We start from the raw sequence: 25,170 nt of genomic DNA on the forward strand, positions 1-25,170 counted from the left end.
GCATCGCCGGCGCCGGGTCGAGCCGCGCAGTGCCGACGGAGCGGCTAGCGGAGGGGGAAGAAGTACGTCATGATCGAACAGAGTACCAGCGCGTCAACTTCCGTGAGAGCCTGCGGACATGGCCTTGATTCACCACACCACGCTCAAGCCGACCAAGCTGGTACTGCTCACCTCCTGGCTCCCCTCCCGTCCGTGGTACGGCGGCGCCGGTGAACCGAAGCTGGCCAAGGCCGGCGGTTTCCGGCTCGACGATCCCGAGGGCGAGGTCGGGATCGAGTTCATGGTGGCCACCGACACCGCCGGCGCCGAGCCGGTCAGCTACCTGGCGCCGCTGACCTACCGGGGCGCCCCTCTGGACGGGGCGGAGCATGCCCTCGTCGGGACCATGGAGCACGGCGTGCTGGGGAAGCGCTGGGCCTACGACGGCTGCCACGACCCGGTACTGGTCGCCCAGTTGTGGGCCCTGATCGAGGGGCGGGCCCAGGCTCAGGCCCAGAGCATCACCGACACCGTCGACGAGGAGGTCACCCGCTCCTACGCCGGCGCGGGCCTCGCCCCGACGCGGATCGCGGCTGCTGCCACCGACGACGCGGACGGCACCAGGATGACCGCACCGGACGGCTCGACCCTCCGTCTGCACCGGGTTCTGCGCCCCGCGCCGAACGCCGCATCGCTCCTTCCGGAAGGCGCCACCGGACATGTCGGCGGCGCCTGGCAGCTCCCGGACGGCACCCGCGTCCACGGGCTGTTCGCCGCCCTGCGCACCCCCTAGCGGTCCGAAGTCTGCGCCCGCTCCTCGACGGCCCTGCCCTCCTGCTCACCGTCCGCGCCGGACCCGGGCCTGCGCGCCCACGCGGGGACCTTGAGGCGCTCGAAGGTCCGCGTCAGCTGCTGGAGGGGCGAGGCCGCCGGGGCGGCGTCCGGCTCGGACCGTGTCTCGGGCACGGCCCCGGCGGACTCCCGGTAGGCCTCCAGCGCGGCGTGCGCCTGCTCGGCGGCCTCCCGGTACAGGTCGCGGGACTTCGTCATCGCATCGAGCGCCTCGGCGTACATCGCCACGAGCTTGCGCTCGCGGGCGAGCTCCTCCTCCAGCGTCAGCAGCCGCCAGTCCTCACGCAGGGCGGTGAGGGCCTCCTCGCCGCCCTCCGGCAACGGGCGCGGCAGCGCGGCGAACCGTGTCACGGCATGGATGAGCTCGGCCGGTTCCGAGCCGTCGAGGAAGACACTGCGTACGGCGAAGTCGTCGGCGTCGTAGCCGGACGAGGCCGCGGTCCCGGGCAGCACCACGGCACCACCGCGCGGCACCTGCACCCCGAAGTCGCGCAAGGCCCAGTTCACGACGCGCAGTTGATGGGGCGCGGCACGATGCTCGACCACCCGGTGCCGCAGGCTCGGCGGCACCATCCCGGCCAGGGGCACGCGGCCGCGCTCGTCCGTGGTCATGGCCTCGTGGACGACGACATGGATGCTCCAGCCGTCGCGCGCGCAGTCCCGCAGCACGCGGCGTACGGCCTTGTCGTCCGAGGGGAGGGGGTTGATGTCCGTCCAGCGCAGGCCCGTGACCGCATCGTGGTCCCAGGCCGCGTCCGGCTCCTGCGGCCAGAACATGGCGGCAGGCGACGGCCATCGCGGGTCCCACGGGGCCTCCGCCTCCGCGACCAGCGTCCACACCTGCCCCTCGGCGGAGCCGTGTTCGAGGGTCAGCCGGGCCCGGACGGTCACCGTCTCGGCGACCCGCCATCGCGCCTCGAAGATCCGCTCCTGGGCGCCCTCGGCCTCGGGCACCTCCAGATGGTCGTCTATGACCCGGCTGTCCTTGAGCTGCCGCAGACTGAGCCGGAGTGCGTCTTCCGCGGCGGGGCCGGCGTGACGGCCACGGGCCGACCACACCGAGGGCGGGGTCGTGGGGCGGGCGCTGGAGGAGCTGGGCATGGGGTCCATCTGTGGGCGGGGGCAGGTACTCGTACCAGTATCGTCGCCGCAGATGGATGCCGGTCGGTCGGGGGTCCGCACACGGGGTGTGCAGGAGGCGCACAGTCCGGCCGTCGCTCACTCGTGGCCCGCGCCACGTCCGGTCATGACAATGACTCGGTGAGCAGGACCCGCCCACCATCCGCATTGGGGCGGGTCCTGCTCACGCGCGTCCCGCGAACGGTCAGCCGTGGTAGGTGATGTAGCCGTTCCCGTCCGGGTCGCTGCCGCTCTTGGTGTACGAGTGCGAGTCGGCGCCGGCGCCCGAGGGCTTGTACAGCCTGATGGTGTCCTTGTCGTTGTTCCACAGGAAGTTGCAGTTGTCGCGGTACACGACGTTGTTGCTGTCGGAGTCGGTGCCGTTGCCGCCCCGGAGCTTCACGTAGTCACCGGGCTGCAGATAGTGGTTCGCGCTGAACACGAACTTGTTGGTGCTGGTGGCGTCCCGCACGACATAGCCCTTGAGGTTCACCGTCGTGCTCGACGAGTAGTTCTTGATCGTCAGGTACTCCTCATCGGTGTTGCCGGTGGAGCAGCTGTTGGAGTCGCGGCCGGGGGCGTCGTACTGGATGCCCTTGATCTTCAGCGCGGACGAGTACTCGGTGGCCTGTGCCGGTACGGCGGACAGCGCGGCGAGCGCGCCGGTCGCGACGGCGGTTGTGGCGACAAGGCGTATACCCATGGAGAAACATCCCCCCTGCATGGAGCTTCTGTGAAGATCAGGAGTGTATGCAGTGCACGCGAGTGCCGTGGTGACTTCACCGAAATGTGAGACAGGAGCGCGTCAGTGCGGGTAGGCCCGCGGTGACCGCTGACGCGGGAGCTCGTCACGGAACTCCGCGATGACCGAGCTGATCTGGCGCATGAGCGCGGTGTCCTCCAGCCGGTCGAGATAGAGGTTGCGCCGGGCCAGGGCGGGCGCGTCCACACAGAAGTACAGGGCCATGAGCGGATTGACGAACAGCTCGCTGTCCCTGGTCCGTTCGGTGAACCGTACGTCGCCGAAGTCACCGCGCACCGCGGCCGCGACGGAGCCCTGGACGATGCTCGGGTGGTCCGGCGTGCACCGCTGGGCGTGCTCCACGGCGTCGAGGTAGAGGCGCCCCTCACGGCTGTCGCGCGGCAGCGAGAACGTGCCGAGGTAGCCGCCCTCGCGGTCCAGCGCGGCGAGGTTCTCCAGCACCAGGGAGTGGTTGACCCCGTGGTAGGAGTCCACCCCGAATCCGAGGCACGCCACCAGCCGCACGGGAACCTCGTCGAGCCCGGCCACGGCGGCCAGGCTGGCCATGTCCTCCTCCGGCGTGCCCAGCCCGTTCTCGTCGCCGCGCATCAGGATGTCGGTCCCGCCGTCCACCAGGACGATGGCGTCGACGCCGCCCAGATGCTCGGCGAGCGCGCGGTAGGCGGCCCTGAGCGGCTGGACGCCCGTCAGGGGAAACGCGTACACCGTGTCGGGCAGGTCGTGCCGGGCGAGCCAGGTGGCGAGCGTCCGCTCGGGAAAGTAGTCGCCGCGGACCGCGGTGTCCGGCCGTATCGCCGCGACGTCGTGGTCCACCCACACATCGAGGTCCAGCCCGTACAGATCCGAGAAGGACAGGTTGGCCAGCCGGACCTCCTTGCCGGCCGCCCGCAGTGCGAGGGCCAGTGGCACACCGGCGTACACGTCGAAACCGCCGCCGGCGCCGGCGACGAGCACCCGCCGCGCATCGCGCAGCCGGGTGAAGAAGGGGGGTTCGAGAAGTGAGAACACCGGGGGACGCTAACAGGCGGCGATCACCGCGGAGAGGGTGAAAGCCGAGAGAGGGCCGGGGAGCGAACCCCGGCCCTCTCTGGCGTCTGCATGGGCGACTTACGCGCCGCTCTCCCGGAGCATGTCCTCGCGCTCGACGATCTTCACGCGCTCACGGCCCTGCGGCTCGCCCAGCGCCTTCTCGGCGGCGTCGAGCTTGTACCAGCCCTCCCAGGTGGTGAAGCGGATCTCGCGCTCGGCGAGGAACGTCTCCACGGCCTCGGGCTCGGGCGAAGCGGGCGTCTGCAGACGGCCGTTCGCGAAGTCGTCCAGCAGGTTCGACACCGTCTCGTTGGCGTCACCCTTGGTGTGGCCGATCAGGCCCACGGGCCCGCGTCGGATCCAGCCGGTGACGTACGTCGACTGCAGGTGCTCGCCGGATTCCTGTATGACCCGGCCGCCCTCGTCCGGGACGGTGCCCGAGTCGATGTCCCAGGGCAGCTTGGGGAGTTTGTCGGAGAGGTAGCCGACGGCGCGGTAGACCGCGGTGACGTCCCAGTCCTTGAACTCGCCGGTGCCCTTGACGTTGCCGGTGCCGTCGAGGGCGGTGCGCTCGGTGCGCAGGCCGACGACCTTGCCGTCCTCGCCGAGGATCTCCGAGGGCGACTCGAAGAAGTGCAGGAACAGCTTGTGCGGGCGGTTGCCGACGTCCCGGATCGCCCAGTTCTCCAGGGTCTTGGCGACCATGTCGGCCTGCTTGTTGCCGCGCCGGGTCTCGATCGAGCCCTCGTCGTAGTCGATGTCCTCGGGGTCGACGATGACCTCGATGTTGGGGGAGTGGTCCAGCTCCCGCAGCTCCATCGGGGAGAACTTCGCCTGCGCCGGGCCACGACGGCCGAAGACGTGGACTTCCAGCGCCTTGTTGGCCTTCAGGCCCTCGTAGACGTTCGGTGGGATCTCCGTGGGCAGCAGCTCGTCCGCGGTCTTGGCGAGGATGCGCGCCACGTCCAGCGCGACGTTGCCGACGCCGAGCACCGCGACCTTCTCGGCCTGAAGCGGCCAGGTGCGCGGCACGTCCGGGTGGCCGTCGTACCAGGAGACGAAGTCCGCGGCGCCGTACGACCCGTCGAGGTCGATGCCCGGGATCGGCAGCGCCCGGTCGGCCGTCGCGCCGGTCGAGAAGATCACGGCGTCGTAGAACGCGCGCAGGTCGTCCAGGTTGAGGTCGGTCGGGTAGTCGACGTTGCCGAAGAGGCGGATCTGCGGCTTGTCGAGCACCTGGTGGAGGGCCGTGATGATGCCCTTGATGCGGGGGTGGTCGGGCGCCACGCCGTAACGGATCAGGCCGAACGGCGCCGGCATGCGCTCGAAGAGGTCGATGGACACGCCGGGTTCGGCGGCCACGTCGGACTTGAGCAGGGCGTCGGCGGCGTAGATCCCGGCGGGGCCGGCTCCGACGATGGCTACCCGCAGGGGGCGGGGCATGATCAGGATCCCTTCGAGCGGTGACAAGCGATCTCGTCGGGAAGCCTAAACTAAGGCAAGCCTAAGTCGGTACGCGGGTCCGCTCTATGAGCTCATAAATCTACTTTATGAGGCATCCGGGCCGTGCCGGTCACTCTCTCATGCCGGGCGAGGGGCGGGTACGGCGAGGTCCGGCGCCCCGTGTGCCGGGGCGCCGGGTGGTGCTCAGCCGATGTGGTAACTGTCCCCGTACACCTTCCAGTCGAGCGGCGGATCGAGGTCGAGGTTGCCCTTGCGCAGGAAGACCCGCTGGGCCGTGTCGACCCGGCTGGTGTCGCTGTGGGCCTCCTCCTGCTTCATGGCCCACACCCGGGCGTCCAGGAAGGCGTCCAGGTAGGTGACTTCGTCGCCGCCCTGGGCCGGCGGCCGGGCCCGGTTCAGGGCGCGCCTGCGGATGTTGCGGAAGCTGGTCGGGTCGGTGCCGTCGCCGTGCATGACGATGGCGTCGTAGTACGCGAACTGGCCCAGCACGCGCAGCCCGTCCGCCTTGCCCTGCCGCACGGCCGGACCGAAGTACACCCGGTCGCGTTCGTTGTCCTGCGCCCGCCGGAACTCCTGGTCCTGCGCGGCCCGGCGCCAGTCGCGGGGGAAGTGCGGGTCGAGCCCGTCGTGCGAGTCGGTGCCGTTCACCCGGCGCAGCGCCGGCAGGTACGGGGCGAGGGCGTTGCCGGGGCGGCGGTCGGCGTACAGCTCGACGAGGTCGAGCATGTCGCCCGTGCCCGAGCAGAAGCCGATGATGCCGGCCGTGTAGCCGCGGCCGTCGCCGATGTCCTCGATGTACTTGTACTGCGCCTTCCAGTCGAGCGAGGAGTTCTCCGCGCTCGACACCAGCCGCATGGCGATCTCCTTCTTCGCCGGGTCGTCGAGTCCCACCGCGGCGTGGACCGCGGCGGCGCGGGGGGAGGTGAGGAGCGGGGTCGATGCCAAGGACGCGCCGATCAGGGCGAGGAGTGTGCGGCGCGACGCTTGCGGGGGGTGCTTCACGGCGGCTCCAAGTGATGGTGGGGGGTGGGGAGTTGGCCGTAACTGCCACTGACAGGAAAGTTTCCTACCAGATGCGGGTCGCGAGCGGCAGCCGTCGCGTCAAAGGTTCGTACCAATACACAAGAAGGCGCGCCCGAACAGGCGCGGCGACTACGGCAGCGGCTGCTCCGCCCAGATCACCTTGCCGGTGGGCAGATACCGCGTCCCCCAGCGCTCGGCGAGCTGCGCCACGAGGAACAGGCCGCGCCCGCCCTCGTCCGTCATGGCCGCGTAGCGCAGATGCGGCGAGGTGCTGCTGGCGTCGAAGACCTCGCAGATCAGCGTGCGATCGCGCAGCATGCGCACGCGGATGGGGTCACCGCCGTACCGGATCGCGTTGGTGACCAGCTCGCTCAGGATCAGCTCCGTGGTGAACGACAGCTCCTCCAGCCCCCACCGCTCCAGCGTCCCCGTCACATCGGAGCGCACCTGGGCGACGGCCGCCGGATCGGACGGGACCTGCCACTCGGCGACCAGGTCGGCGCCGACCGCCCGCGTCCGCGCCACGATCAGCGCGATGTCGTCGCTCGGCCGCTCGGGCAGCCGGCCGTCCAGTACGGCCCGGCAGGTCTCCTCCGGCGACCGGCCGGCCCCGGCCAGCGCGGCCCGCAGCAGCTCCAGACCTTCGTCGATGTCCCGCCCCCGGTCCTCCACGAGCCCGTCCGTGTAGAGCACCAGCCGGCTGTCCTGCGCCAGCTCCAGCTCGGCCGTCTCGAACGGCAGCCCGCCCAGGCCCAGCGGGGGACCGGCCGGCACGTCGGGGAACTCGACGGTGCCGTCCGGTCCGATCAGGGCCGGCGGCGGATGGCCGGCGCGGGCGATCGTGCACCGCCGGGAGACCGGGTCGTAGATCGCGTACAGACAGGTCGCGCCGGCCACCGGAGCGCTGTCGCCCTCCTCCGTCTCGTCCTGGTCGATCCGGGCGACCAGCTCGTCGAGGAGCGCGAGCAGCTCGTCGGGCGGCAGGTCCAGGGCGGAGAAGTTGTGCACGGCCGTACGCAGCCGGCCCATCGTGGCCGCCGCGTGCAGCCCGTGGCCGACGACGTCCCCCACCACCAGCGCCACCCGGGCACCGGACAGCGGCAGTACATCGAACCAGTCGCCGCCCACCCCGGCCTGCGCCGGCAGATACCGGTAGGCGATGTCCAGCGCGTTCTGCTCGGGCAGGCGGCGGGGCAGCAGGCTGCGCTGGAGGGTCACGGCCATGCTGTGCTCGCGCGTGTACCGGCGGGCGTTGTCGATGGACACCGCCGCCCGCGCGACCAGCTCCTCGGCGAGCGCGACCTCGTCGGCGTCGAACGGCTCACCCTTCTGAGACCGCCAGAAACTGACCACGCCCAGCACCAGCGACCCCGCCCTGAGCGGGACGGCGATCAGTGAGTGGATGCCGAAGTCCACGACCTGCGCCGACCGCTCCAGGTCCTGGGCGCGCCAGCCCGGCGCCTTGTGAAGCCGCGGCTCGACGACGGCCTGGCCGTCGCTGAGCGCGCGGGCCTGCGGTGAGGAGTCCACGAGGTGGATCCGCTCGCCCACGGGGTACAGCGGCGCGTCCTTGCGTATCCCGCTGGACGCCGTGCGCCGCAGCCGGGTCATCCCCTCCGGCTGCCCGCCGCCCAGCACCGCGTCGAACAGGTCGACGGTGGCGTAGTCCGCGAACCGGGGCACCGCGAGCTCCGCCAGCTCCTCGGCGGTACGGGTGACATCCAGGCTGGTGCCGATGCCCACACCGGCGTCGTACAGCATGTTCAGGCGCTCGCGGGCCTCCTCGGCGCGGCCGGACAGGGCCCGCAGCTCCGTGGAGTCGCGGAGCGTGGCGACACTGCCGGAGGGCCGGCCCCTGAGGTGGGTGGGGCGCTGGTTGACGGCGAGGAGCCGGTCCTTGACCAGGTGCACCTCGTCCGTGGCCATCCGGCCCGAGTCCAGCAGTTCGGCGGTGTCGGCGGCGAGGCCGAGGTCGAGCACCCGGCGTCCCTCGGCGTGCTCGGGCAGGTCGAGCAGGCGGTGCGCCTCGTCGTTGGCGAGCAGCAGGCGCCCCTCGTCGCCGACGATGATCACGCCCTCCCGGACGGCGTGCAGGACCGCGTCGTGGTGCTCGTACATCCGGGTCATCTCGTCCGGCCCGAGGCCGTGCGTCTGCCGCAGCAGCCGCTTGCTGACCAGGGCCGTGCCCGCCGTGGACAGGGCGAGCGCCACCGCCGCGGCGGTCAGGACGAGCGGCAGCTGCCGGTCCGCGGTACCGCCCACGGTCTTCGTCGTGATCCCGGCCGACACCAGGCCCACGACCTTCCCGTCGGGAGCCTTGATGGGCACCACCGCCTGCACGAGCGGACCGATGGTCCCCGTGATCTGCTCGACCACGACCTTCCCGGCCAGCGCCGGCTCCAGGGTGCCGACGAACGTCTTGCCGATACGGTCCGGCCTGGGGTGGGTGTAGCGGACGCCGTCGGTGTTCATGACGACGATGAAGTCCACGTCGGTCGCCTCGCGCGCCGCCTCGGCCCGGGGCTGCAGGACGGCGGTCGGATCCGGGCTGTCCAGCGCCTCCCGCGTGCCGGGCGCGTTCGCGAACGCCTCGGCCACCGCCACGGAGCGGTTGCGTGCCTCCTGCGTGGTGTCGTACCGCGTCTGCAGCACCAGCGCCACCACAGCGGCGACGACCAGCAGCAGCACGATCACCACTTGCAGCAGGAACACCTGACCGGCGAGGCTGCGCCCGCCCAGCGCCGACCGCACGCCGGCGAGCGGGCCCTTTCGCCGCCCCTCGGCGAGCGGATCGCGTGGCACCCCCCGTTCGGGCGCCGCAAAATCGCGGTCGGGCGCACGTCGGGTGCGCAGACCGCTCGGACGACGGGCCGACCGGGCCCCGGATCGACCCGTTAGTCGGACCATGTGCCCATGTCTACACTGCCCGGCCGCAGGAGGCGAGAGACGTCACGGACCGTGACAGGACCTGCTGTCCCTCTCACACCACGATCACAGAAGTGACGGGGCGAACCGGGGCAACTCCCGCCCCCGCAACAGGGTTACGGGACCGGTGCCGTCCGCGCGCGCCCTCATGTGCGGCGCGGTGGCGTGGCCCGCCGCGTGGCGAGCAGCAGCGCGATGTCGTCGGGGCGGTCCGCCGTGTGCCGTGCCGTCACGGTGAGCCGGTCGGCCACGCCCGCCAGCAGACGGCCGCCCCGGCGGGTACCGGGGGCACCGGCCTTGGCCAGCGCCACCCGCAGCGCGCTGATGCCGTCGTCGATGTCGACACCGGGCCGTTCGACCAGCCCGTCCGTGTACAGGGCCAGGACGGCACCCGGCTCCATCCGCAGCTCCGCCACCGGATACTGGGCCTGCGGGTCCACGCCGAGCACGACGCCGCCGGGCAGGTCGACGACCTGCGTACGGCCGTCGGGGCGGCGCAGCAGCGGCGGCAGGTGCCCGGCGACGGCCGCCTGGGCGACGCCGGTCGCGGGATCCAGCCGGATGTAGCAGCAGCTCGCGAACAGACCGGCGTCGAGGTCGATCAGCAGCCGGTTGGTGCCGCTCATCACCTCGTCCGGGGGCCGGTCGCCGAGGGCGAAGGCCCGCACGGCGCTGCGCAGCTGGCCCATGGTGGCCGCCGCCTGCACACCGTGCCCCTGCACATCGCCGATCACCAGGGCCAGACCGTCCCCGGCGGCGACGACGTCGTACCAGTCGCCGCCCACCTCCATGCCCTGGGTGCCCGGCAGATACCGCCCGGTGGTCTCCACCAGCGGGTGCTGCGACAGCCGCCGGGGGAGCAGCGCCTGCTGCAGTCCACGGGCCAGCGCGGCCTCGCTCTCGTAGCGCTGTGCCTTCTCCATGGCGTGCGCGATCAGCCCGGCCATGGCGGTGAGCACCGTGCGCTCCTCGGTGCTGAAGCTGCGCGGCCGGTCGAAGCCGAGGATGCACGAGCCGACCGCACGCCCGGAGGCGATCAGCGGAAGGAAGGCGCGGGCTCCCTCCGTCGCGTCCAGCGCGATGCCCGGATAGGCGTCGGCGAGCTGCTGCATCGAATCGAAGAACAGCGGGCGGCCACTGGTCAGCGTCTCGACGCCGGGCAGCCGCTCGTCCAGCCCCACACCCTCGAACGGGGCGAGGAACCCCTTGGGGAAGCCCGTCTCCCAGGCCAGGTACAGATGCCGCTCCTGCAGCAGGTAGATGGCCAGCCGACGGCCGCCGAAGGCGGGCAGCAACTCCCGCATCACCACGGCCGACACCTGACGGGCGGTGACCGCTTCCGTCAGCGCGATGGCGAGGACGATCGGGCGGTACAGGGGGGAGAGCGAAGGCGCACCGGCCGGCTCCGGCGGGCCGTGCGCTTCCGGGAGACCGGCCGGGACGTCCGCCATGGGGTGCCCCGGCCGCAGCGTGCACGTCAGCAGGTCCCGGCCGGGGTAGACGGACATCGCGAGCAAGTCGCCCTCAGCGGAGGCGGCGGGCTCTTGGGCAAGGGCGGACGGTCTGCGGACATGAAAGTGCACCGGCTCCGGAGACAGCAGGGCTCCGCGCAGATGATCCTCGACGGCGGGCTGGTTCAGCCACGGCACGCCCTCCCACAGAGTGCGGCCCAGCAACTCGGTGCGCGGGCGGCGCAGCAACCGCGCCGCATGCGGATTCGCGTAGACGACCACGCCCACCCGGTCCAGGCAGAACACCCCGTCCGGCAGCAGATCGGCCGCCGCGTCCGCCACCGCGCCCGGCCCCGGGTCGAGCACGAGGCCCCGCACTGTCGCCGCACCGAACGGAGCCGCCTCGTCGTGCGGCCCCCAGACCTCGACCAGCCGCAGCGCACCGTCCGGCGCACGCACATACAGCGGCAGAGCCGGCGGCCGGCCACTCGCGGCCTCCCGCAGCGCCGCCAGAATCCGCTCCGCGTCACCGGGCGCGACGGCGTCCGCGAACGCCTCCCCGGTGCCGTCGGCCTTCCCCGCGCCCGACTCCAGTACGACGTTCAGCCGCTCGTCCATCGTCACCAGGCCCGTCGCCGGATCCCAGGCGAACCGTCCGACGTGCCCCGTGGGCGGGCGGCCGGACGGCGGCCGGACACACAGCGGCCCGCCGTCCCAGGACACCGCCGCCGCCTCCTCGCCCTCCAGCGCCCGCAGCGCCGACCCCAGCTCCTCGGCCACCTGGGCCATGCGTTCGCGCACGGGCAGCAGCTCCGTGGCGTCCGCCGCCGAGGGCCGCAGCACGGTCAGCACCCCGTACACGGCCGACCCGCCCGCCACGGGGATGTGCAGGGACCCGAACTGGAACGGCAGACCGGCCGCGAACTGCGGATAGCGGCGCATCGTCTCCGTGGCGTTCGGCAGCACCACCTCAAGGCCGAGCCGATAGGCGTCCGCGACGGGAAACGGCCGGTCCGCATGCAGCCGCCACCACGGCCGGAACAGCGGCCCCGGCAGCCCCTCCAGCACCGCCAGACGAAGCAGTCCGGGCGTGCCGGAGCGCAGGTAGACCCCACCCGCGTGGCCGCCGGCCGCGCTGATCGCCTCCGCCGAGGCATCGATCAGCAGCGCCGCCAGCCTGCCGGGCGTCCGCTCTGCGCCCTCGGCGCTCCCAGTCATCGGCCTTACCTCGTCCGTACGCCCATCACGCGCGCGACACAGCAAGAATGCGCCACGGTGCACCCTGCCCGCACCTGGGCGGCGCAAGGTGGCCTGTGCGGCCTCCCCGACCGGGCCCCCGCCGGGGGCCTCGCCGCGGTGCGGGCAGGCACCCCCGGAAATGCCCGAACCCGCCCGCAACCGGGCACCAGCCCTCCCCGTTGTCGGAGCGGGACCCGCCCCGGGAACGACCTGGCGGGCGCAGCACAGGCAGGAGACAGACGATGGAGTACTACGACCTCGGCACCTACACCCGCCCCGTGACCACCTCCCGCGCCCAGGCCCAGCTCTGGTTCGACCGGGGCCTGCTGTGGACGTACGCCTTCCACCACGAGGAGGCCGTCGCCTGTTTCGAGGCCGCTGCCGCGGCCGACCCCGACTGCGCCATGGCCCACTGGGGCATCGCCTACGCGCTCGGCCCGAACTACAACAAACCCTGGGAGTTCTTCGACGACCAGGACCTGGCCCGCACCGTCGACCGCACCCACGCCGCCGTGGAACTGGCCCACGCCAAAGCGGGCACCGCCACCCCCGTCGAACAGGCCCTGATCGCCGCACTGCGCGCCCGCTACCCGCAGGCGGAGGCCGTCGCGGACTGCTCCGTCTGGAACGCCCCCTACGCCGACAGCATGCGCGCGGTCCACGCACTCGCCCCCGACGACCCGGACGTCGCCACCCTGTACGCCGACGCCCTGATGAACCTCACCCCCTGGGAGCTGTGGGACCTGCGGACCGGCGAACCGGCCGAGGGCGCCCGCACGCTCGATGCCAAGGCCGTCCTCGACCATGCCCTCGCCACCGACGCGGGACGCGACCACCCGGGCGTGGTGCACATGTACATCCACCTCATGGAGATGTCCCCGACCCCCGAGGCGGCCCTTCGCGTCGCGGACCGGCTGCGCGGCCTCATGCCCGACGCCGGGCATCTGCTGCACATGCCCTCGCACCTGGAGGTGCTGTGCGGCGACTACCGGCGAGTCGTCTCGGACAACACAGCGGCGATCGAGGCCGACGAGAAGTACCGCTCCCGGGCCGGAGCCATGAACTTCTACACCCTGTACCGGACGCACAACTACCACTTCAAGATCTACGGCGCGATGTTCCTCGGCCAGAGCGAGGTCGCCCTCCAGACCGTCGAGCAGCTCGAAGCATCCATCCCGGCGGATCTGCTGCGCGTGCCGAGCCCGCCCATGGCCGACTGGCTGGAGGGCTTCCTCGCCATGCGGGTGCACGCCCTGATCCGCTTCGGCCGCTGGGACGACATCCTGGAACTGCCCCTGCCCACCGACCCCGAGCTGTACTGCGTGACGACCGCGATGCTGCACTACGCCCGCGGTGTCGCGTACTCCTCGACCCACCGCGTCCCCGAGGCCGAGACGGAACGCCGGCTCTTCCACGAGGCCGTCGCCCGCGTCCCCGAGACCCGCATGCTCTTCAACAACACCTGCGCCGACATCCTCGCGATCGCCTCGGCGATGCTCGACGGCGAACTGGAGTACCGCAAGGGCGACTTCGACGCCGCCTTCGCCGCCCTGGAACACTCCATCGAACTGGACGACAACCTCCCCTACGACGAACCGTGGGGCTGGATGCAGCCCACCCGGCACGCCTACGGCGCCCTCCTCCTCGAACAGGGGCGTGTCGAGGAGGCCGAGGCGGTCTACCGGGCCGACCTCGGCCTCGACGGCACGCTCCCTCGCGCCTTGCAGCATCCCGGCAACGTCTGGTCCCTGCACGGCCTGTACGAGTGCCTGATGCGCCTGGGCAGGACCGCGCAGGCACAGATGGTGGCCCAGCAGCTGCGTCTGGCGGCCGCGATGGCGGACGTACCGATCGAGGCGTCCTGCTTCTGCCGGCTCGACACCACCGGCCGAGACGCCGTCGAGGACGGCTGCTGCGCTGACTGAAGGCCCCCTGCGGGCGGCGGCCGCCCGCCGCCGCCCGGACCCGTCCCCGACTCAGGACAACTCGGCCCGCGCGGGGTCGTCGTCGAGGAAGCCGCCCGACTGGTGCTCCCAGAGCTTGGCGTAGGCGCCCTGCGCCGCGAGCAGTTCATGGTGGCTGCCCTGCTCGACGATCCGCCCGCGGTCGAGGACGACGAGTCGGTCCATGGTGGCGACCGTGCTCAGCCGGTGCGCCACCACGAGCGCCGTCCGCCCGTCCATCAGCCGCCACAGCGCCTCCTGGACGAGGATCTCGCTCTCGGAGTCCAGGGCGCTGGTCGCCTCGTCGAGCAGCAGGATCGGCGCGTCGCGCAGGATCGCCCGGGCGAGGGCGACCCGCTGGCGCTGACCGCCGGACAGCTTGATGCCACGCTCGCCCACCATGGTGTCGAAGCCGTTCGGCAGCGCGTCGACGAACTCCGTGACGTGCGCCGCCTCTGCCGCGCGGCGGATCTCGGCGTCCGTGGCGTCCGGCCGGGCGAACGCGATGTTCTCCCGCAGTGTGCGGTGGAACATCGCCGGGTCCTGGGGCACATAGGCGATCAGACCGCGCAGGTCGGCCTGACGCATCCGGCTGATGTCCTGACCGCCGATCAGGATCCGGCCGCCGTCGATGTCCGTCATCCGCAACAGCAGCCGGGTGAGCGTGGTCTTGCCGCCGCCGGAGCGGCCCACGAGGCCGACCTTCGCCCCGGCGGGCACGGTCAGGTCGAGGCCCTCGAACAGTGACCGACCGCCGGAGTGCGCGAAGGTCACCTTCTCGAAGCGGACGTCGGCGGCCCCGGACAGCACCGGCTCGGGCGACGGCGGATCGAGCACGGTCGGCGGTGTCAGCAGCAGTTCGGTGAACTGCGCGGCCTCCGTCATCGAGCTCTCCAGCCGCCGGTAGATCTGATTGAACTCGAACATGATGCGCGTTGCGTTGCTGTAGTAGGTGAAGGTGACCACCACCGCCTCCACCCCGTGCGCGCCCCCACCGAGCGTGACCGCGAGCAGCAGGCCCAGCGCGTTGGTCAGCACCGACATCGGTGCGACCAGCGTGTCGATGCGCAGATTGCCGTAGTCCCACGACCGCAGGGTGAGCGCCCGCGACACCGCCACCCGCGAGCGGTGCTCGGCGGCCTCGCGCCCCTCGGCGGCGAACGCCCGCACCGTGTCCATGTTCATCAGGCTGTCGGCGACATGGCCCGAGACCCGGGCGATCGCCTCCTCACGCTCGTCGACCAGCGCCTGACGGCGCCGGATGAGGGGCACCACACACAGCGCCGTCACCGCGATCATCGCCAACAGCCCTACGACGAGCAGCGGTTCGTAGCGCCACAGCACCACCGCCCCGAACGCCAGCGGCACGAAACTGCCCACGATCTGGAACGTCAGCGTGTCGACGAACTGCTCGAAACGGGAGGCGAAGCTCAGCACCCGCTTGGTCAGCGACCCGGCGAAGTTGTCGTGGAAGAACGCGGCGTCCTTGGCGAACAGCTCGTCCATCCCGATCACGTACAAATGCTCGATGCCCAGGGCGTCCAGACGGTTCAGACAGTGCAGAGCGATGCGCCACAACGTCTCGGCGAACAGCAGCACACCGACGAAGCCGAGGACGTACGGCAGCGTCGAGCCGAGGGTGACCTCCGTGTCGCCCGCGATGTCGCCGACGAGCTTGGCGACGATCAGCGGCGCGATGTAGTTGATCCCGATGTTGCCGAGCGCCGACAGCAGCATCGCCGGGGCCGTCAGCCACCGTAGACGGGCCAACTCCCGTCCGTAGTAACGAAGTGCGAGAAGCACCGAGCGTTTGCCCGGCAGGACCCTGCGCGATTCAGGCGTACCCATCCCACCCCTGTGATTACGTGGAGTCATGGTGTGAGTACGCAGTGTCCCGCGACGGCGACCGCATAGTCCAAGCGTTTTCCGGCTGGGCGGTGATGAGTGCGGCTCAGGGGCCGCGACTTCCCCGTACCACAAGTAACATGATCAACTTCTCTGTCGGGTGCGCGGCACGGTCCGTTCGGCACCGCCCCGCCACCTCCACCCCCCACCGACGTCGATTCCGAGGACCTCGATGCCGTCTCAAGGCGATGCCCTGCAGCAGACCCGTACCGACTACGAACACCACATGCAGACCTGCCGGCAGTGCCATGCCGACGCCGCGCCGTGCGCGGTCGCGAAGCATCTGCTGCGCCTGTACAACAACGCCCGCAGGAACAGCGCCCGGCAGGGCGTCAGGGCCCGCTGACCGCACGGTCCCGGCCGGTCTCGGTGTTCTGCGCGCCGGGGCCGGCGCGGTATGCAGGGGGGCCTCAGGTTCAACTCCCCTGATCCGCGGAGGACTTCGTGCGACTCCTGCCCCGCTCCCCGTCCGGCTGGACCATGGCCGTGTTCGGCGTCCTCGCCGCCCTCATGGGCGTGCTCGGCCTCATCGCCCCGGACGCCCTGCTCACCGTCCTGGGCTTCGCCCCCGCACCGGGCTCCCGGCGCGCGGAAGGGGACCACACGCCGGCCTTTCTGACCGCGTCCTCCATGGCGGCGCTCAACATGGGCGTGTACTACGTGCTGGCCGCACTCGCCGACTGCAAGCCCTTCTTCCGCTGGACCGTCCCCTTCCGCCTGCTGACCTGCACGGTCTTCACGCTCGCCGTGATCAGCGGGCGCGCCCCGTCCGCGTTCCTCGGCGTGGGCCTGTGGGAGGGGCTGGGCGCGCTGGTCACGGGTGCGGCCCTGCGCCGTGAGGGGCGGGCCCGCCGGCGGCGTTCGCGGGGGTGACCGCGCAGACGGTCACTTCAGGACCGCCTCCCAGGTGTCCACGGCGTAATGGACGGCCATCCCATGGCGGGCGTACAGAGCGGGAGCCCCCGTCGCGTTGGCGGTGTCCACGCCGAGCCCCACCGTCTCGCGCCCGCGCCCGGCGAACGCGGCGAACGCGTTCCGCAGCATCAGGCCACCCAGACCCAGACCACGCGCTTCTCGCACCACACCGATGCTCCGGATCCAGCCCATCGCCTCCCGGTCGTCGCGGGCGAGCAGGAACCCGGCGTCCCCCAGCTCCTCGGTACCGACGATCCACACCAGGGACCAGTCGAGCACATCGGCGTCGACGTCTCCCAGCCACTGATCGTAGGTACGCGGCTGGAAGTCGAAGTGCTCGGCGAAGCTCGACTGATACAGCGCATGGACCCGCGCACGGTCCGCCTCGTCGGCGCACGACCGCAGCCGTACGCCGGACGGCACCTCCGGCACGAGGTCCGCGGCCGCGTCCAGCGACCGCTGCAGCACGTGATAGCGCCGGACGACGTACCAGCCCCGCTCCTCGATCAGCCTCGTGTCGAGCGTGGGCTCCGTGTTGAGGTGCAGATGGACCACCGCCCTGTCCGCACCGTTCTCGCGTGCCTTGGCCAGGGCCCGGGCCTGCATCGGGTCCAGGATCAGTTCCCCCGCGCGCTGGTGGTCGGGCAGCACGTAGTGGTCGATGTCGACGCGCTCGCTCCCCGAGTCGTCCCACAGCAGGCCGTACGCCACCAGCCGGTCATCGTGGAAGGCCAGCCAGGAGTCGCGCTCCAGATGGATGTCGGGGCGCTTCAGATCGGCCTCGACGGCATGGAGATCGGTCTCGGGCCGGCCTATCTCGATCCGGTCGACCTCGTTGAGCAGTTCGGTGATGGCGGTCGCGTCGGTGAGGCCGGCGGGCCGCAGAAGGTAGGACATGGGCTCAGGGTCCGGGGGAGGGGAGCGCGGCCGCAACGCATTTTCGGCGGCGCACCCTCTTCCCTGCCGCGCGGCAACCGACGAAGCCACAGGATCGTCTTTCGGATCATGGTCACCACAAGCATCACAGGCCCGCTGGCCGCGTCGTTGCGCCAGCTGCTCGACTTCGCATGGATACAGACACGGTCCTGCGCCTTCGCCATCGCCCTGATGTCCGGCGTGGCGGCATCGACCCTGCTGCCCGGCCTCCCCGTGGCCCGCTACGACCTGCTCGTCGTCTACGGGGTGCTGCTGACGCTGCTGTTCTGGCTGCGCGGCTGGGAGCACGGCCGGGACGTCGCCGTCATCGCCGTCTGCCACGTCATCGGCCTGGCCTTCGAGGTGGTGAAGGTGTCCCTCGGCTCGTGGAGCTATCCGGAACCGGCCGTACTGAAGTTCGCGGGCGTGCCGCTGTACGGCGGTTTCCTCTACGCCGCTGTCGGCAGCTACGTCTGCCGCGCCTGGCGCCTGTTCGACCTGGAGCTGGTCCGCTACCGCCCGCGCTCGACGGCCGTCGTCGCCGCGGCCATCTACGTCAACTTCTTCAGCCACCACTGGCTCCCCGACGCGCGCTGGCTCCTGGCCGCCCTGCTTCTGGCCGTCACGGCGGGCACCTCCGTGCGCTACACGGTGCGCGGGGTACGCCGACGGATGCCGCTCGCGCTGTCGTTCGTCCTGATCGGCTTCTTCCTCTGGGTCGCCGAGAACCTCGCCACCTACCTGGGCGCCTGGCGCTACCCCTACCAACTGGATGGCTGGCAGCCCGTCGGGGTGGAGAAGTTCGGCGCCTGGTCCCTGCTGATCAGCGTCACCTTCGTCCTGGCGGCCATGGTCGCCCGAGCGCACTCCAGGCCCGGGAGCACCGGCACGCCGCCGAGGTCATGAAGCCCGGGCCCGCACCAGCTTGCGCGTGAAGCGGTGCATATGGGGATCCATCGAGTCGAGCGCCTCGGCGAGCACCTGATCGGGAGTCAGCCATCGGATCGCCGAGAACTCCGCGCCGTCCCAGGCGACGACGCTTTCCGCGTCCGCGCTGATCACGTACCAGAGCGAGACATCCGTGTGTTCCCCCTGCCCCCGAGTCCGGGTGACGGTGAGGAACAGGGGGCGTTCGCCCGTGAACTGCGCAGCGACGGCCGGGATACCCAGCTCCTCCCGGCACTCCCGCGCGACCGCGGCCCACGGTTCCTCGCCCGGCTCCACGTGCCCACCCGGGGGCAGCCACAGACCGGCTTTCCGGTGCGCCACGAGCAGCAGTTCCCCGCGCTTGTCGTCCAGGACGACGAAGTAGCTCACGAGGTGCGTCTCCGGAATGTCAGGCTTACGGACCCTGTACACCGGCGCACCGCTGCAGAGCCACTCACCGGCCGTACGCAAGTGGGCCCGCTCCAGGTCGTCCCAAGGGTCGATGTCCTCGACCAGGGTCATCAGCTGGGCCCGAAGACATCCGTCAGGGGAAACGGGGAGGCTGGGAGAGGACGACATCCCCGCATTCTGGCACCGGGTCGGCCTCCAGCCGCGGCACCGATCCGGCCGGCCTTCACCGGTCCGCCGACCGCGGAATCGGGGGGACCGTTCACGGTGCGGTCTGCGTGACCGCTTCGCGAACGGCCCCCCCTTGCGCCGCTACTCGCTCTTCGGCCCCGCCTGCTGTACGACCTCGAAGGACCACAAGGTGGAGCCGCTGGCCGCCGGCTTGGGGCGTTCGCCGCCCTCCGTGCCGCCGCCCTGGTGGGCCGACTTCATGGGGCCCTCCATCCAGGCCTGGAAGGACTCCTCGTCACGCCAGCGCGTGTACACGAGGTAGGTATCGGTGCCCTCGACCGGTCGCAGGAGTTCGAACCACTCGAACCCGTCGGAGCTCTCCACGGCGTGCGCACGGGAGGCGAAGCGCTTCTCCAGCGTCTCGCGCTGCTCGGCGGGAACGGTCAGTACGTTGATCTTGACTACGCTCATGGTGCTCATCCTGCCGCACGGCCGCGGCCGGACGCGCAGCGGCTCGTGTCTCACCGCCGACCGGCGCGAAGTTCACGTCGCCGCGCGTGTCGCCGTACAACCCTCCAGGCAGCTGACTGGTCTCAACCACCGTACGAACCAATCCGACCTTCCAGCACATCTCGTTCCAACGGGGGAACACATGAGCCTGGTCCGTAATCAGCACCGCAACCGCGCTCGTCGCGCTCTGACCGCAGTCGCCACTGTCCTGACGGCGGCCGTCATCGGGGCGGCGGACGCGGGAGCGGCCGGCGCCGGCGCCGCGGCGCCGCAGACGCGGCAGATCGCCTCGTCCGTCCTCGGCGGCGACTACAAGATCACGCTGACCGCCCTGCGGTCGACGCAGGACGAGTACGCCGCCTCGGTGCGGCTGCAGGTCTACACACAGAGCGGTGGCGCGTGGAAGGAGTCCGACCGGGTCACCGTGGGAGACGTCGACGGGTGGTTCTGGTACCCGCTGACGGGCAGTGGCGCCGTCTGCGAGTTCTCCACCGCGAGCACGGACCCCGCTCCGCTCACCGTGAGCCTGCTGATCACGCCTTCCATCGGCTGCTCGGAGCCCACGCACTACGAGGTCAGGGAAGGCAGGGTGTTCGCCGGCTGACCCGCGATCCGGTCGGCACAGCAGGCTCTGCCGTCGCTTTCGTCCGTGATGCCCCACCGCTTCGACCAATTCAGGACGAGTACTCGCGCCCTGGCTGGGAACCAGCGGGGTGGAAGCAGCACGACGAGTCACCGCGGCCGACGGGCGAACGGGCCGAAGAAGGTGTGATGGCTACCGAATCGCGTGGGGGCGGCAAACCGTCCTCCGAAGAGATCGAGGACTGGGAGGTCGGGTTTGACGGGGGATTCGGTGATGTGACGAGAGCCCGCCAGTGCGCGGAGGAGTTCCTGACCAGGCTGGCGCGGTCCTCACCGCCGGCGGCGCCCGAGTACCCGGACGACATCCTGCTGGTCGTCAGCGAGCTCGCCGCCAACGCCATCCAGTACGCCCCGGGGCCGTTCCGGCTGACGCTGCGCAGGGCGTTCGACGGTGTCCACGTGACGCTCGGCGACACGAGCACCACGCCACCGGCGCCGCGTCCCTTCCAGCCCGGCAAGGGCGGTGGCGGCGGTATCGGCTGGTACCTGATCCACACACTGTGCGATCAGGTCAGCGTGGTGGTCCGCGCGGACGGCAAGGACGTACACGCGTTCCTGCCCTGGTGACACGCGTTCCCGCCCTGGTGAGTGGCGCGCAGCACGACGAGCGGACCCGCACGCGAGCGGACTCTCACGTCACACGCGTGCGGGCCCTCACGTCAGCGGCACCAGCACGCCGACCGTCTTGCCGCCCTCCCGGCGGTGCTCGATGAGGATCTCCCGGGAGAGGCGGATGATCAGCGGCCATCCGTATCCGCTGCCCTCGTGCGATCGGGGCAAGGTGCCCGGCCCGTAGGCGGCGGAGGGGACGGCGTCGCTGTAGTCGTGCACGCTCAGCCTCACCCCCTCGGGAAGCAGGGCCACGTCGAACCCCGCGAGGCCGCCGCCGTGCCGGATGGCGTTGGTGACCAGTTCCGACACGACGAGCAGGAGGTCCATGACGGCCCTCTCGCTGGCCCGCCCGGACGGCGCACGCCAGTGCTCGTCCACGACCGACCGCACATACCTGCGTGCCGTCGCCGCGCTCGTGATCGGGACCGGCCGGCCGCGCGTCGTCCCGCTGTCCCCGGCCGGGCGGCGCTCCGCCGGCTTCACGGTCGCTCGTTCGTTGCCCGCGGGATGCTCGTCCTGTCCCGAGCATCGCGGGCGCACACCAAGAGGGCTGCGGCTTGTGTCACTTCACTCCTCGCACGCTGTCGTCTCCGCTCCTCGTCGTCCGTCCACGTAGTCGTCCATCCACGTCCATGTGGCTCGGCTACCCGCTCGCGCCCGAAGCATGGGGCAGAGCGGCGTAGTACGCACCGACGGCGGACAAGTACGCGGGATCGAGGGTCTCGCGGTCGGTCTCGAAGCGGGGAGCCGCCTTGGCCTCCGCCCGCGTGCACCCCACGGTGACCACCCGGGTCTTCATGTCGACGCCGGTGACCATGCCCGCGGGTATCAGCAGACTTCTGCCGAACACCCACGCGCCCGTGTCGACGACCAAGTGCCGCAGGGGTGTGTCATCCGCCTGACGGTCCACATGTCCGACCATCCCGTCGGTCGCCTCGACCGTGAACCCCGTGAGCGTCCGCCCCTCCTGGTGGCCGCTGCCGGGAGGATACGACCAGATTCTGTCGGTGCTCACATCGCTTCCTCCTCCGTGTCGTCGCCGCCTCCTTCGTCATGGGGGCCCGCCGCCTCAGCGCTCCGGCTGCGACCCCGGGGCGAGAGCCTCGTCCCGCACCCGCGCGCAGCACCGGCTGATGATGCGGGAGACATGCATCTGGGAGATGCCCAGGCGCTCGGCGATGCGGCTTTGCGTCATGTCCTCGAAGAAGCGCATGTACAAGATGGCGCGCTCGCGCTCGGGCAGCCGCCGTAGCCCCTCCTTCGCCGCCTCCCGGTCCACGACGACGTCGTACGCCTCGTCGCAGGCACCGATCGTGTCGGCGAGGCTGAACCCGTCGTCGCTCGAGGACATCTCGGCGTCGAGGGACAGCGTGCTGAAGCTCTCCAGAGCCTCCAGCCCCGCGTTGACCTCCTCCTCGGTGAGCCCCGCGTGGGCGGCGATCTCGGCGACCGACGGCGTGGAGCCGCTCGCGGTCTCGGCGAGGTCGCGGCGCGCGAACCGCACCTTGTTGCGCAGCTCCTGGACCCGGCGGGGAACCCGCAGGGCCCACATCCGGTCGCGGAAGTGCCGCTTGATCTCTCCGGTGATGGTGGGCACGGCATAGCTCTCGAAGGCCCCCCGGCCGGGCTCGAACCGGTCGATCGCCTTGACCAGTCCGAGGGCCGCGACCTGGCGCAGGTCCTCCAGCGACTCCCCGCGGTTGCGGAATCGGCCGGCGATGCGGTGGGCCATGGGCAGCCACGCCTTGGTGAGTTCGTCGCGTACCGCGTCCCGCTCGGGCCCTTCGGGCAGAGCGGCCAGGCGGGCGAAGTCGGCAGCGGTGTCGGGGGCGTCGTCGTGGACGCGTCCACCGGCGGACACCCGGGGACGGGCGGCAGCGAGGTCGGAACCATGAGCGGACGTCTCAACCAGCATGGGGAACAGCTCCTGAACGGCGTTCTCAGGGAATCTCCGTGGGAAACGGTGCACGGGGCACGAAAGCCCCGGAGCGGTCACACCTCTAGCACCGGCGCGCCTCTGGTCCGAAGCACGAAGTCCCGCATGCCCCACGACCGACCACGCAAACTGCCCCGGACCCACGAGGATCGGCAAAGGGGCCGGACCCGGCCGCGGGCTTTTGCGGACGGCGTGTCCGGAATCGACCGCGTCCAGGGGCGACTTCACGCCAGAAGTCGCCACCGGGCCGTGTTTCGGGCGACCGAAGGGGAGTGAGTCGCGCAAGCAAGGGCACGCGGGGAAAGGCAACTGGTTCCGGCGATCGGGAGGGCGGCATGGCAGCCGTGACGGTGGCGCAGGCAACGGCCACGGCACAGGAGACGGTCACGACGGACGGGGCGGCGCTGCCGCTGATCGAGGATCCGACGAGGGTGAGGCCGCAGGACGCACGCGAGTTGTCGCGTCAGTTCTTCGACCGCCTGGCCATGCTGGAAGAGGGCACGCACGAACATCAGTACGTACGCAACACGTTGATCGAGATCAACCTGTCGCTCGTGCGGTACGCCGCGTCCCGCTTCCGCGCCCGCGGGGACTCCCTGGAGGACGTCGTCCAGGTCGGGACCATCGGGCTGATCAAGGCCATCGACCGCTTCGAGGTGTCCCGGGAGGTCGAGTTCACGACATTCGCCGTCCCGTACATCGTCGGCGAGATCAAGCGCTTCTTCCGCGACACGAGCTGGGCGGTCCATGTGCCGCGCCGCCTGCAGGAGGCGCGCGTGGAGCTGACCAGGGCGACGGAGGAACTCCGCTCCCGGCTGGGCCGCACGCCGACCACCCCCGAGCTCGCACAGCTGATGTCGCTGTCCGAGGAAGAGGTGATCGAGGCCCGCAAGGCCGCCAACGGCTACCAGTCCGCCTCCCTCGACGCGGCCGTCACCTCCGACGCCGAGAACGGCGAGTCCGTCCTGGCCGACCTCATCGGCGAGGAGGACCCGTCGCTGGAACTCGTCGAGGACTTCCACTCGTTGGCGCCCCTGATCGCCGGTCTGGACGAGCGTGAGCGCCGGATCATCCATCTGCGCTTCGTCGAGGAGCTCACCCAGGCACAGATCGCCGACCGCATCGGCGTCTCCCAGATGCACGTCTCGCGGCTCATCAGCCGCATCATCAAGCAGCTGCGCGCCGGTCTGTTGGAGCCCGGGGTCGCCTGAGCGGTTTTGGCCGAGGCGCCCTCAGCCCACCTCGACTCGACCCGGCCGTCCGACCGGCACCCGGTCAGCCCCCTCCGACCGGGTGCCGGCACTGTGCCGACAGCGGAATCACGGCGGTGACGCACTTGCCGCCGGCCGGAAGATCCGACACCAGCACATTCCGGGACAGCCTGCACACGATCGGCCAGCCGCGGCCCCCACAGCGGTGCCGTCCCTGACGGTCGACCGGGTCCACCGTGACCGGGCGGCGCCGCTCCCGGTCACTGACGGACAGGTACAGGTTCTGGCCGACGACCTCGGCGTCGAAGCCGGTGACGCCGCCGCCGTGCAGCATCGCGTTGGTCGTCAGTTCCGACGCCACCAGCAACGCGTCCGAGAGTACGTCCGGCCCGCACGTGGTGCCGCGCGTACGTGCCTGTTCGGACAGGACCCGCCGCACGGCTCCGCGTGCCTCGGCCGGACTCAGCGGTCCGTGGCGCGTACGGCCCGCGTCCGCCGGGCTCCTGGTGGCGCCGATCCGGTACTTCTCACTCATCCTTCCGCTCCCTGACCGAGGCGAGCAGTTCCCTTATTCGCGTGACCAGTCCACTGGCCGCCAAACCGCTCTTCGGGCAGTGTGCCGGGGAGATTCGGGGGTAGGTGGGCGAACGCATCGACGGCCCGTCGACAACGCGCCGAATCGGCAGGACACACGTGCCGATCCGTGATGCATCAAATCCGTTCGCCGGGGCACCCGTCCCGATCGTCAACGCCTATGGGAGGTACTTGTGTCCGTTGCCCAGAATCCCTTGTCGATCAAGGTGGAAGTGCCCCGTGAAGATGCCGTGCTGCTCACGGTCGAGGGTGACCTGGACATGGATACAGCGACCGAGTTGCAGCACCACCTCGCCAACCAACTCCACCACGGCCGACGTCACTTCCTGCTCGACATCGCCGACGTTCCCTTCATGGACTCCTCCGGCATGAACATCATCCTGCGGGCCTATCAGGAGGCGCGGGAGCTTCCGGGCGGTGTGTACGTCATCTCCCCGGCACCAGCCGTCCGGCGGATCCTGGATCTCACCGGTGTCAGCATCACCGTCCCCATCGTGGGCAGCGCCGAGGAGGCGCTCGCCGCCGCGGACGCCGGACCGGCGGACCCCGAGCCGCCGGCCCCGGAGGAGGGGTGAAAACGGCTTCCAGGGAAGGCAGTTCATCGATCGCGAGCCGCGACCACGGCGCCGGCAGTTGT

The 25,170-nt window shown here is 71.0% G+C and carries 24 protein-coding genes; 9 read left to right on the forward strand and 15 right to left on the reverse strand.

What is annotated here, in order from left to right:
* Window positions 1-118 precede the first annotated feature (118 nt).
* A complete protein-coding gene (locus tag ACIREI_RS37615) occupies window positions 119-772 on the forward strand; it encodes a 1,4-alpha-glucan branching protein (RefSeq protein WP_403342968.1) in 654 nt (217 codons plus the stop codon).
* Here the strand turns inward: ACIREI_RS37615 and ACIREI_RS37620 are convergent.
* From ACIREI_RS37620 to ACIREI_RS37650, 7 genes are all read right to left on the reverse strand, one after another.
* Complete coding sequence (locus tag ACIREI_RS37620; protein WP_403342971.1) at window positions 769-1,932, reverse strand: hypothetical protein; 1,164 nt, start codon at window positions 1,930-1,932, stop codon at window positions 769-771. The genes ACIREI_RS37615 and ACIREI_RS37620 overlap by 4 nt on opposite strands.
* A 223-nt stretch (window positions 1,933-2,155) precedes the next feature.
* A complete protein-coding gene (locus tag ACIREI_RS37625; protein WP_403342974.1) occupies window positions 2,156-2,653 on the reverse strand; it encodes a lamin tail domain-containing protein in 498 nt (165 codons plus the stop codon).
* 102 nt (window positions 2,654-2,755) lie between these two features.
* Entirely contained in the window at window positions 2,756-3,721 is a 966-nt protein-coding gene (locus ACIREI_RS37630; RefSeq protein ID WP_403342977.1) for a DUF1152 domain-containing protein, read from the reverse strand.
* A 99-nt stretch (window positions 3,722-3,820) separates the two neighbouring features.
* Complete coding sequence (locus ACIREI_RS37635; protein ID WP_403342980.1) at window positions 3,821-5,185, reverse strand: FAD-dependent oxidoreductase; 1,365 nt, start codon at window positions 5,183-5,185, stop codon at window positions 3,821-3,823.
* Window positions 5,186-5,389: 204 nt separating this feature from the next.
* Window positions 5,390-6,208 (reverse strand): chitosanase, encoded by an 819-nt coding sequence (locus ACIREI_RS37640; protein WP_403342983.1) that lies wholly within the window; start codon window positions 6,206-6,208, stop codon window positions 5,390-5,392.
* 150 nt (window positions 6,209-6,358) lie between these two features.
* Window positions 6,359-9,136, reverse strand: coding sequence for a SpoIIE family protein phosphatase (locus tag ACIREI_RS37645; RefSeq protein WP_403342986.1), 2,778 nt, complete (start codon window positions 9,134-9,136; stop codon window positions 6,359-6,361).
* 164 nt (window positions 9,137-9,300) lie between these two features.
* Complete coding sequence (locus ACIREI_RS37650) at window positions 9,301-11,823, reverse strand: SpoIIE family protein phosphatase (protein WP_403342989.1); 2,523 nt, start codon at window positions 11,821-11,823, stop codon at window positions 9,301-9,303.
* Between the two features lie 263 nt (window positions 11,824-12,086).
* Between ACIREI_RS37650 and ACIREI_RS37655 the strand changes: the two genes are divergently transcribed.
* Window positions 12,087-13,769, forward strand: coding sequence for a tetratricopeptide repeat protein (locus ACIREI_RS37655; RefSeq protein ID WP_403342991.1), 1,683 nt, complete (start codon window positions 12,087-12,089; stop codon window positions 13,767-13,769).
* 51 nt (window positions 13,770-13,820) lie between these two features.
* On the opposite strand, the gene ACIREI_RS37660 is transcribed toward ACIREI_RS37655, so the two are convergent.
* Complete coding sequence (locus ACIREI_RS37660; protein ID WP_403342994.1) at window positions 13,821-15,635, reverse strand: ABC transporter ATP-binding protein; 1,815 nt, start codon at window positions 15,633-15,635, stop codon at window positions 13,821-13,823.
* Between the two features lie 229 nt (window positions 15,636-15,864).
* Between ACIREI_RS37660 and ACIREI_RS37665 the strand changes: the two genes are divergently transcribed.
* Both ACIREI_RS37665 and ACIREI_RS37670 read left to right on the forward strand, forming a co-directional pair.
* A complete protein-coding gene (locus ACIREI_RS37665) occupies window positions 15,865-16,038 on the forward strand; it encodes a hypothetical protein (protein WP_403342996.1) in 174 nt (57 codons plus the stop codon).
* Window positions 16,039-16,136: 98 nt separating this feature from the next.
* Window positions 16,137-16,565: a hypothetical protein gene (locus ACIREI_RS37670; protein WP_403342999.1), complete on the forward strand. Its 429-nt coding sequence runs from the start codon at window positions 16,137-16,139 to the stop codon at window positions 16,563-16,565.
* 12 nt (window positions 16,566-16,577) lie between these two features.
* On the opposite strand, the gene ACIREI_RS37675 is transcribed toward ACIREI_RS37670, so the two are convergent.
* Entirely contained in the window at window positions 16,578-17,504 is a 927-nt protein-coding gene (locus ACIREI_RS37675) for a GNAT family N-acetyltransferase (protein WP_403343001.1), read from the reverse strand.
* Between the two features lie 108 nt (window positions 17,505-17,612).
* Here ACIREI_RS37675 and ACIREI_RS37680 point away from each other — a divergent pair, with 108 nt between their 5' ends.
* Window positions 17,613-18,428: a DUF817 domain-containing protein gene (locus ACIREI_RS37680; RefSeq protein ID WP_403343003.1), complete on the forward strand. Its 816-nt coding sequence runs from the start codon at window positions 17,613-17,615 to the stop codon at window positions 18,426-18,428.
* Here ACIREI_RS37680 and ACIREI_RS37685 read toward each other — a convergent pair.
* Complete coding sequence (locus ACIREI_RS37685; RefSeq protein ID WP_403343005.1) at window positions 18,423-18,971, reverse strand: NUDIX hydrolase; 549 nt, start codon at window positions 18,969-18,971, stop codon at window positions 18,423-18,425. The genes ACIREI_RS37680 and ACIREI_RS37685 overlap by 6 nt on opposite strands.
* Window positions 18,972-19,169: 198 nt before the next feature.
* On the reverse strand, window positions 19,170-19,499 hold the full coding sequence (locus ACIREI_RS37690; protein ID WP_403343007.1) for an antibiotic biosynthesis monooxygenase family protein: 330 nt from the start codon (window positions 19,497-19,499) through the stop codon (window positions 19,170-19,172).
* A 181-nt stretch (window positions 19,500-19,680) separates the two neighbouring features.
* Between ACIREI_RS37690 and ACIREI_RS37695 the strand changes: the two genes are divergently transcribed.
* Both ACIREI_RS37695 and ACIREI_RS37700 read left to right on the forward strand, forming a co-directional pair.
* Window positions 19,681-20,142 (forward strand): hypothetical protein, encoded by a 462-nt coding sequence (locus tag ACIREI_RS37695; protein ID WP_403343009.1) that lies wholly within the window; start codon window positions 19,681-19,683, stop codon window positions 20,140-20,142.
* A 167-nt stretch (window positions 20,143-20,309) separates the two neighbouring features.
* Window positions 20,310-20,747, forward strand: a complete 438-nt coding sequence (locus ACIREI_RS37700) for an ATP-binding protein (RefSeq protein ID WP_403343012.1) — start codon at window positions 20,310-20,312, stop codon at window positions 20,745-20,747.
* Between the two features lie 87 nt (window positions 20,748-20,834).
* Here the strand turns inward: ACIREI_RS37700 and ACIREI_RS37705 are convergent, their stop codons facing one another.
* The 3 genes from ACIREI_RS37705 to ACIREI_RS37715 all read right to left on the reverse strand — a co-directional run bounded on the left by ACIREI_RS37705 (window position 20,835) and on the right by ACIREI_RS37715 (window position 22,707).
* Window positions 20,835-21,275, reverse strand: coding sequence for an ATP-binding protein (locus ACIREI_RS37705; RefSeq protein WP_403343015.1), 441 nt, complete (start codon window positions 21,273-21,275; stop codon window positions 20,835-20,837).
* Between the two features lie 160 nt (window positions 21,276-21,435).
* Entirely contained in the window at window positions 21,436-21,807 is a 372-nt protein-coding gene (locus ACIREI_RS37710; RefSeq protein ID WP_403343018.1) for a PRC-barrel domain containing protein, read from the reverse strand.
* A 54-nt stretch (window positions 21,808-21,861) separates the two neighbouring features.
* Window positions 21,862-22,707 (reverse strand): RNA polymerase sigma factor SigF, encoded by an 846-nt coding sequence (locus ACIREI_RS37715; protein ID WP_403343021.1) that lies wholly within the window; start codon window positions 22,705-22,707, stop codon window positions 21,862-21,864.
* Between the two features lie 356 nt (window positions 22,708-23,063).
* Here ACIREI_RS37715 and ACIREI_RS37720 point away from each other — a divergent pair, with 356 nt between their 5' ends.
* Complete coding sequence (locus ACIREI_RS37720) at window positions 23,064-23,939, forward strand: RNA polymerase sigma factor SigF (protein ID WP_403343024.1); 876 nt, start codon at window positions 23,064-23,066, stop codon at window positions 23,937-23,939.
* A 64-nt stretch (window positions 23,940-24,003) separates the two neighbouring features.
* Here ACIREI_RS37720 and ACIREI_RS37725 read toward each other — a convergent pair whose 3' ends face one another.
* Window positions 24,004-24,474, reverse strand: a complete 471-nt coding sequence (locus tag ACIREI_RS37725; protein ID WP_403343026.1) for an ATP-binding protein — start codon at window positions 24,472-24,474, stop codon at window positions 24,004-24,006.
* 232 nt (window positions 24,475-24,706) lie between these two features.
* Between ACIREI_RS37725 and ACIREI_RS37730 the strand changes: the two genes are divergently transcribed.
* Entirely contained in the window at window positions 24,707-25,108 is a 402-nt protein-coding gene (locus ACIREI_RS37730; protein ID WP_403343028.1) for an STAS domain-containing protein, read from the forward strand.
* The last annotated feature ends 62 nt before the right edge of the window (window positions 25,109-25,170 follow it).

The sequence above is a fragment of the Streptomyces sp. NPDC093591 genome (assembly GCF_044764885.1).
Lineage (GTDB): Bacteria > Actinomycetota > Actinomycetes > Streptomycetales > Streptomycetaceae > Streptomyces.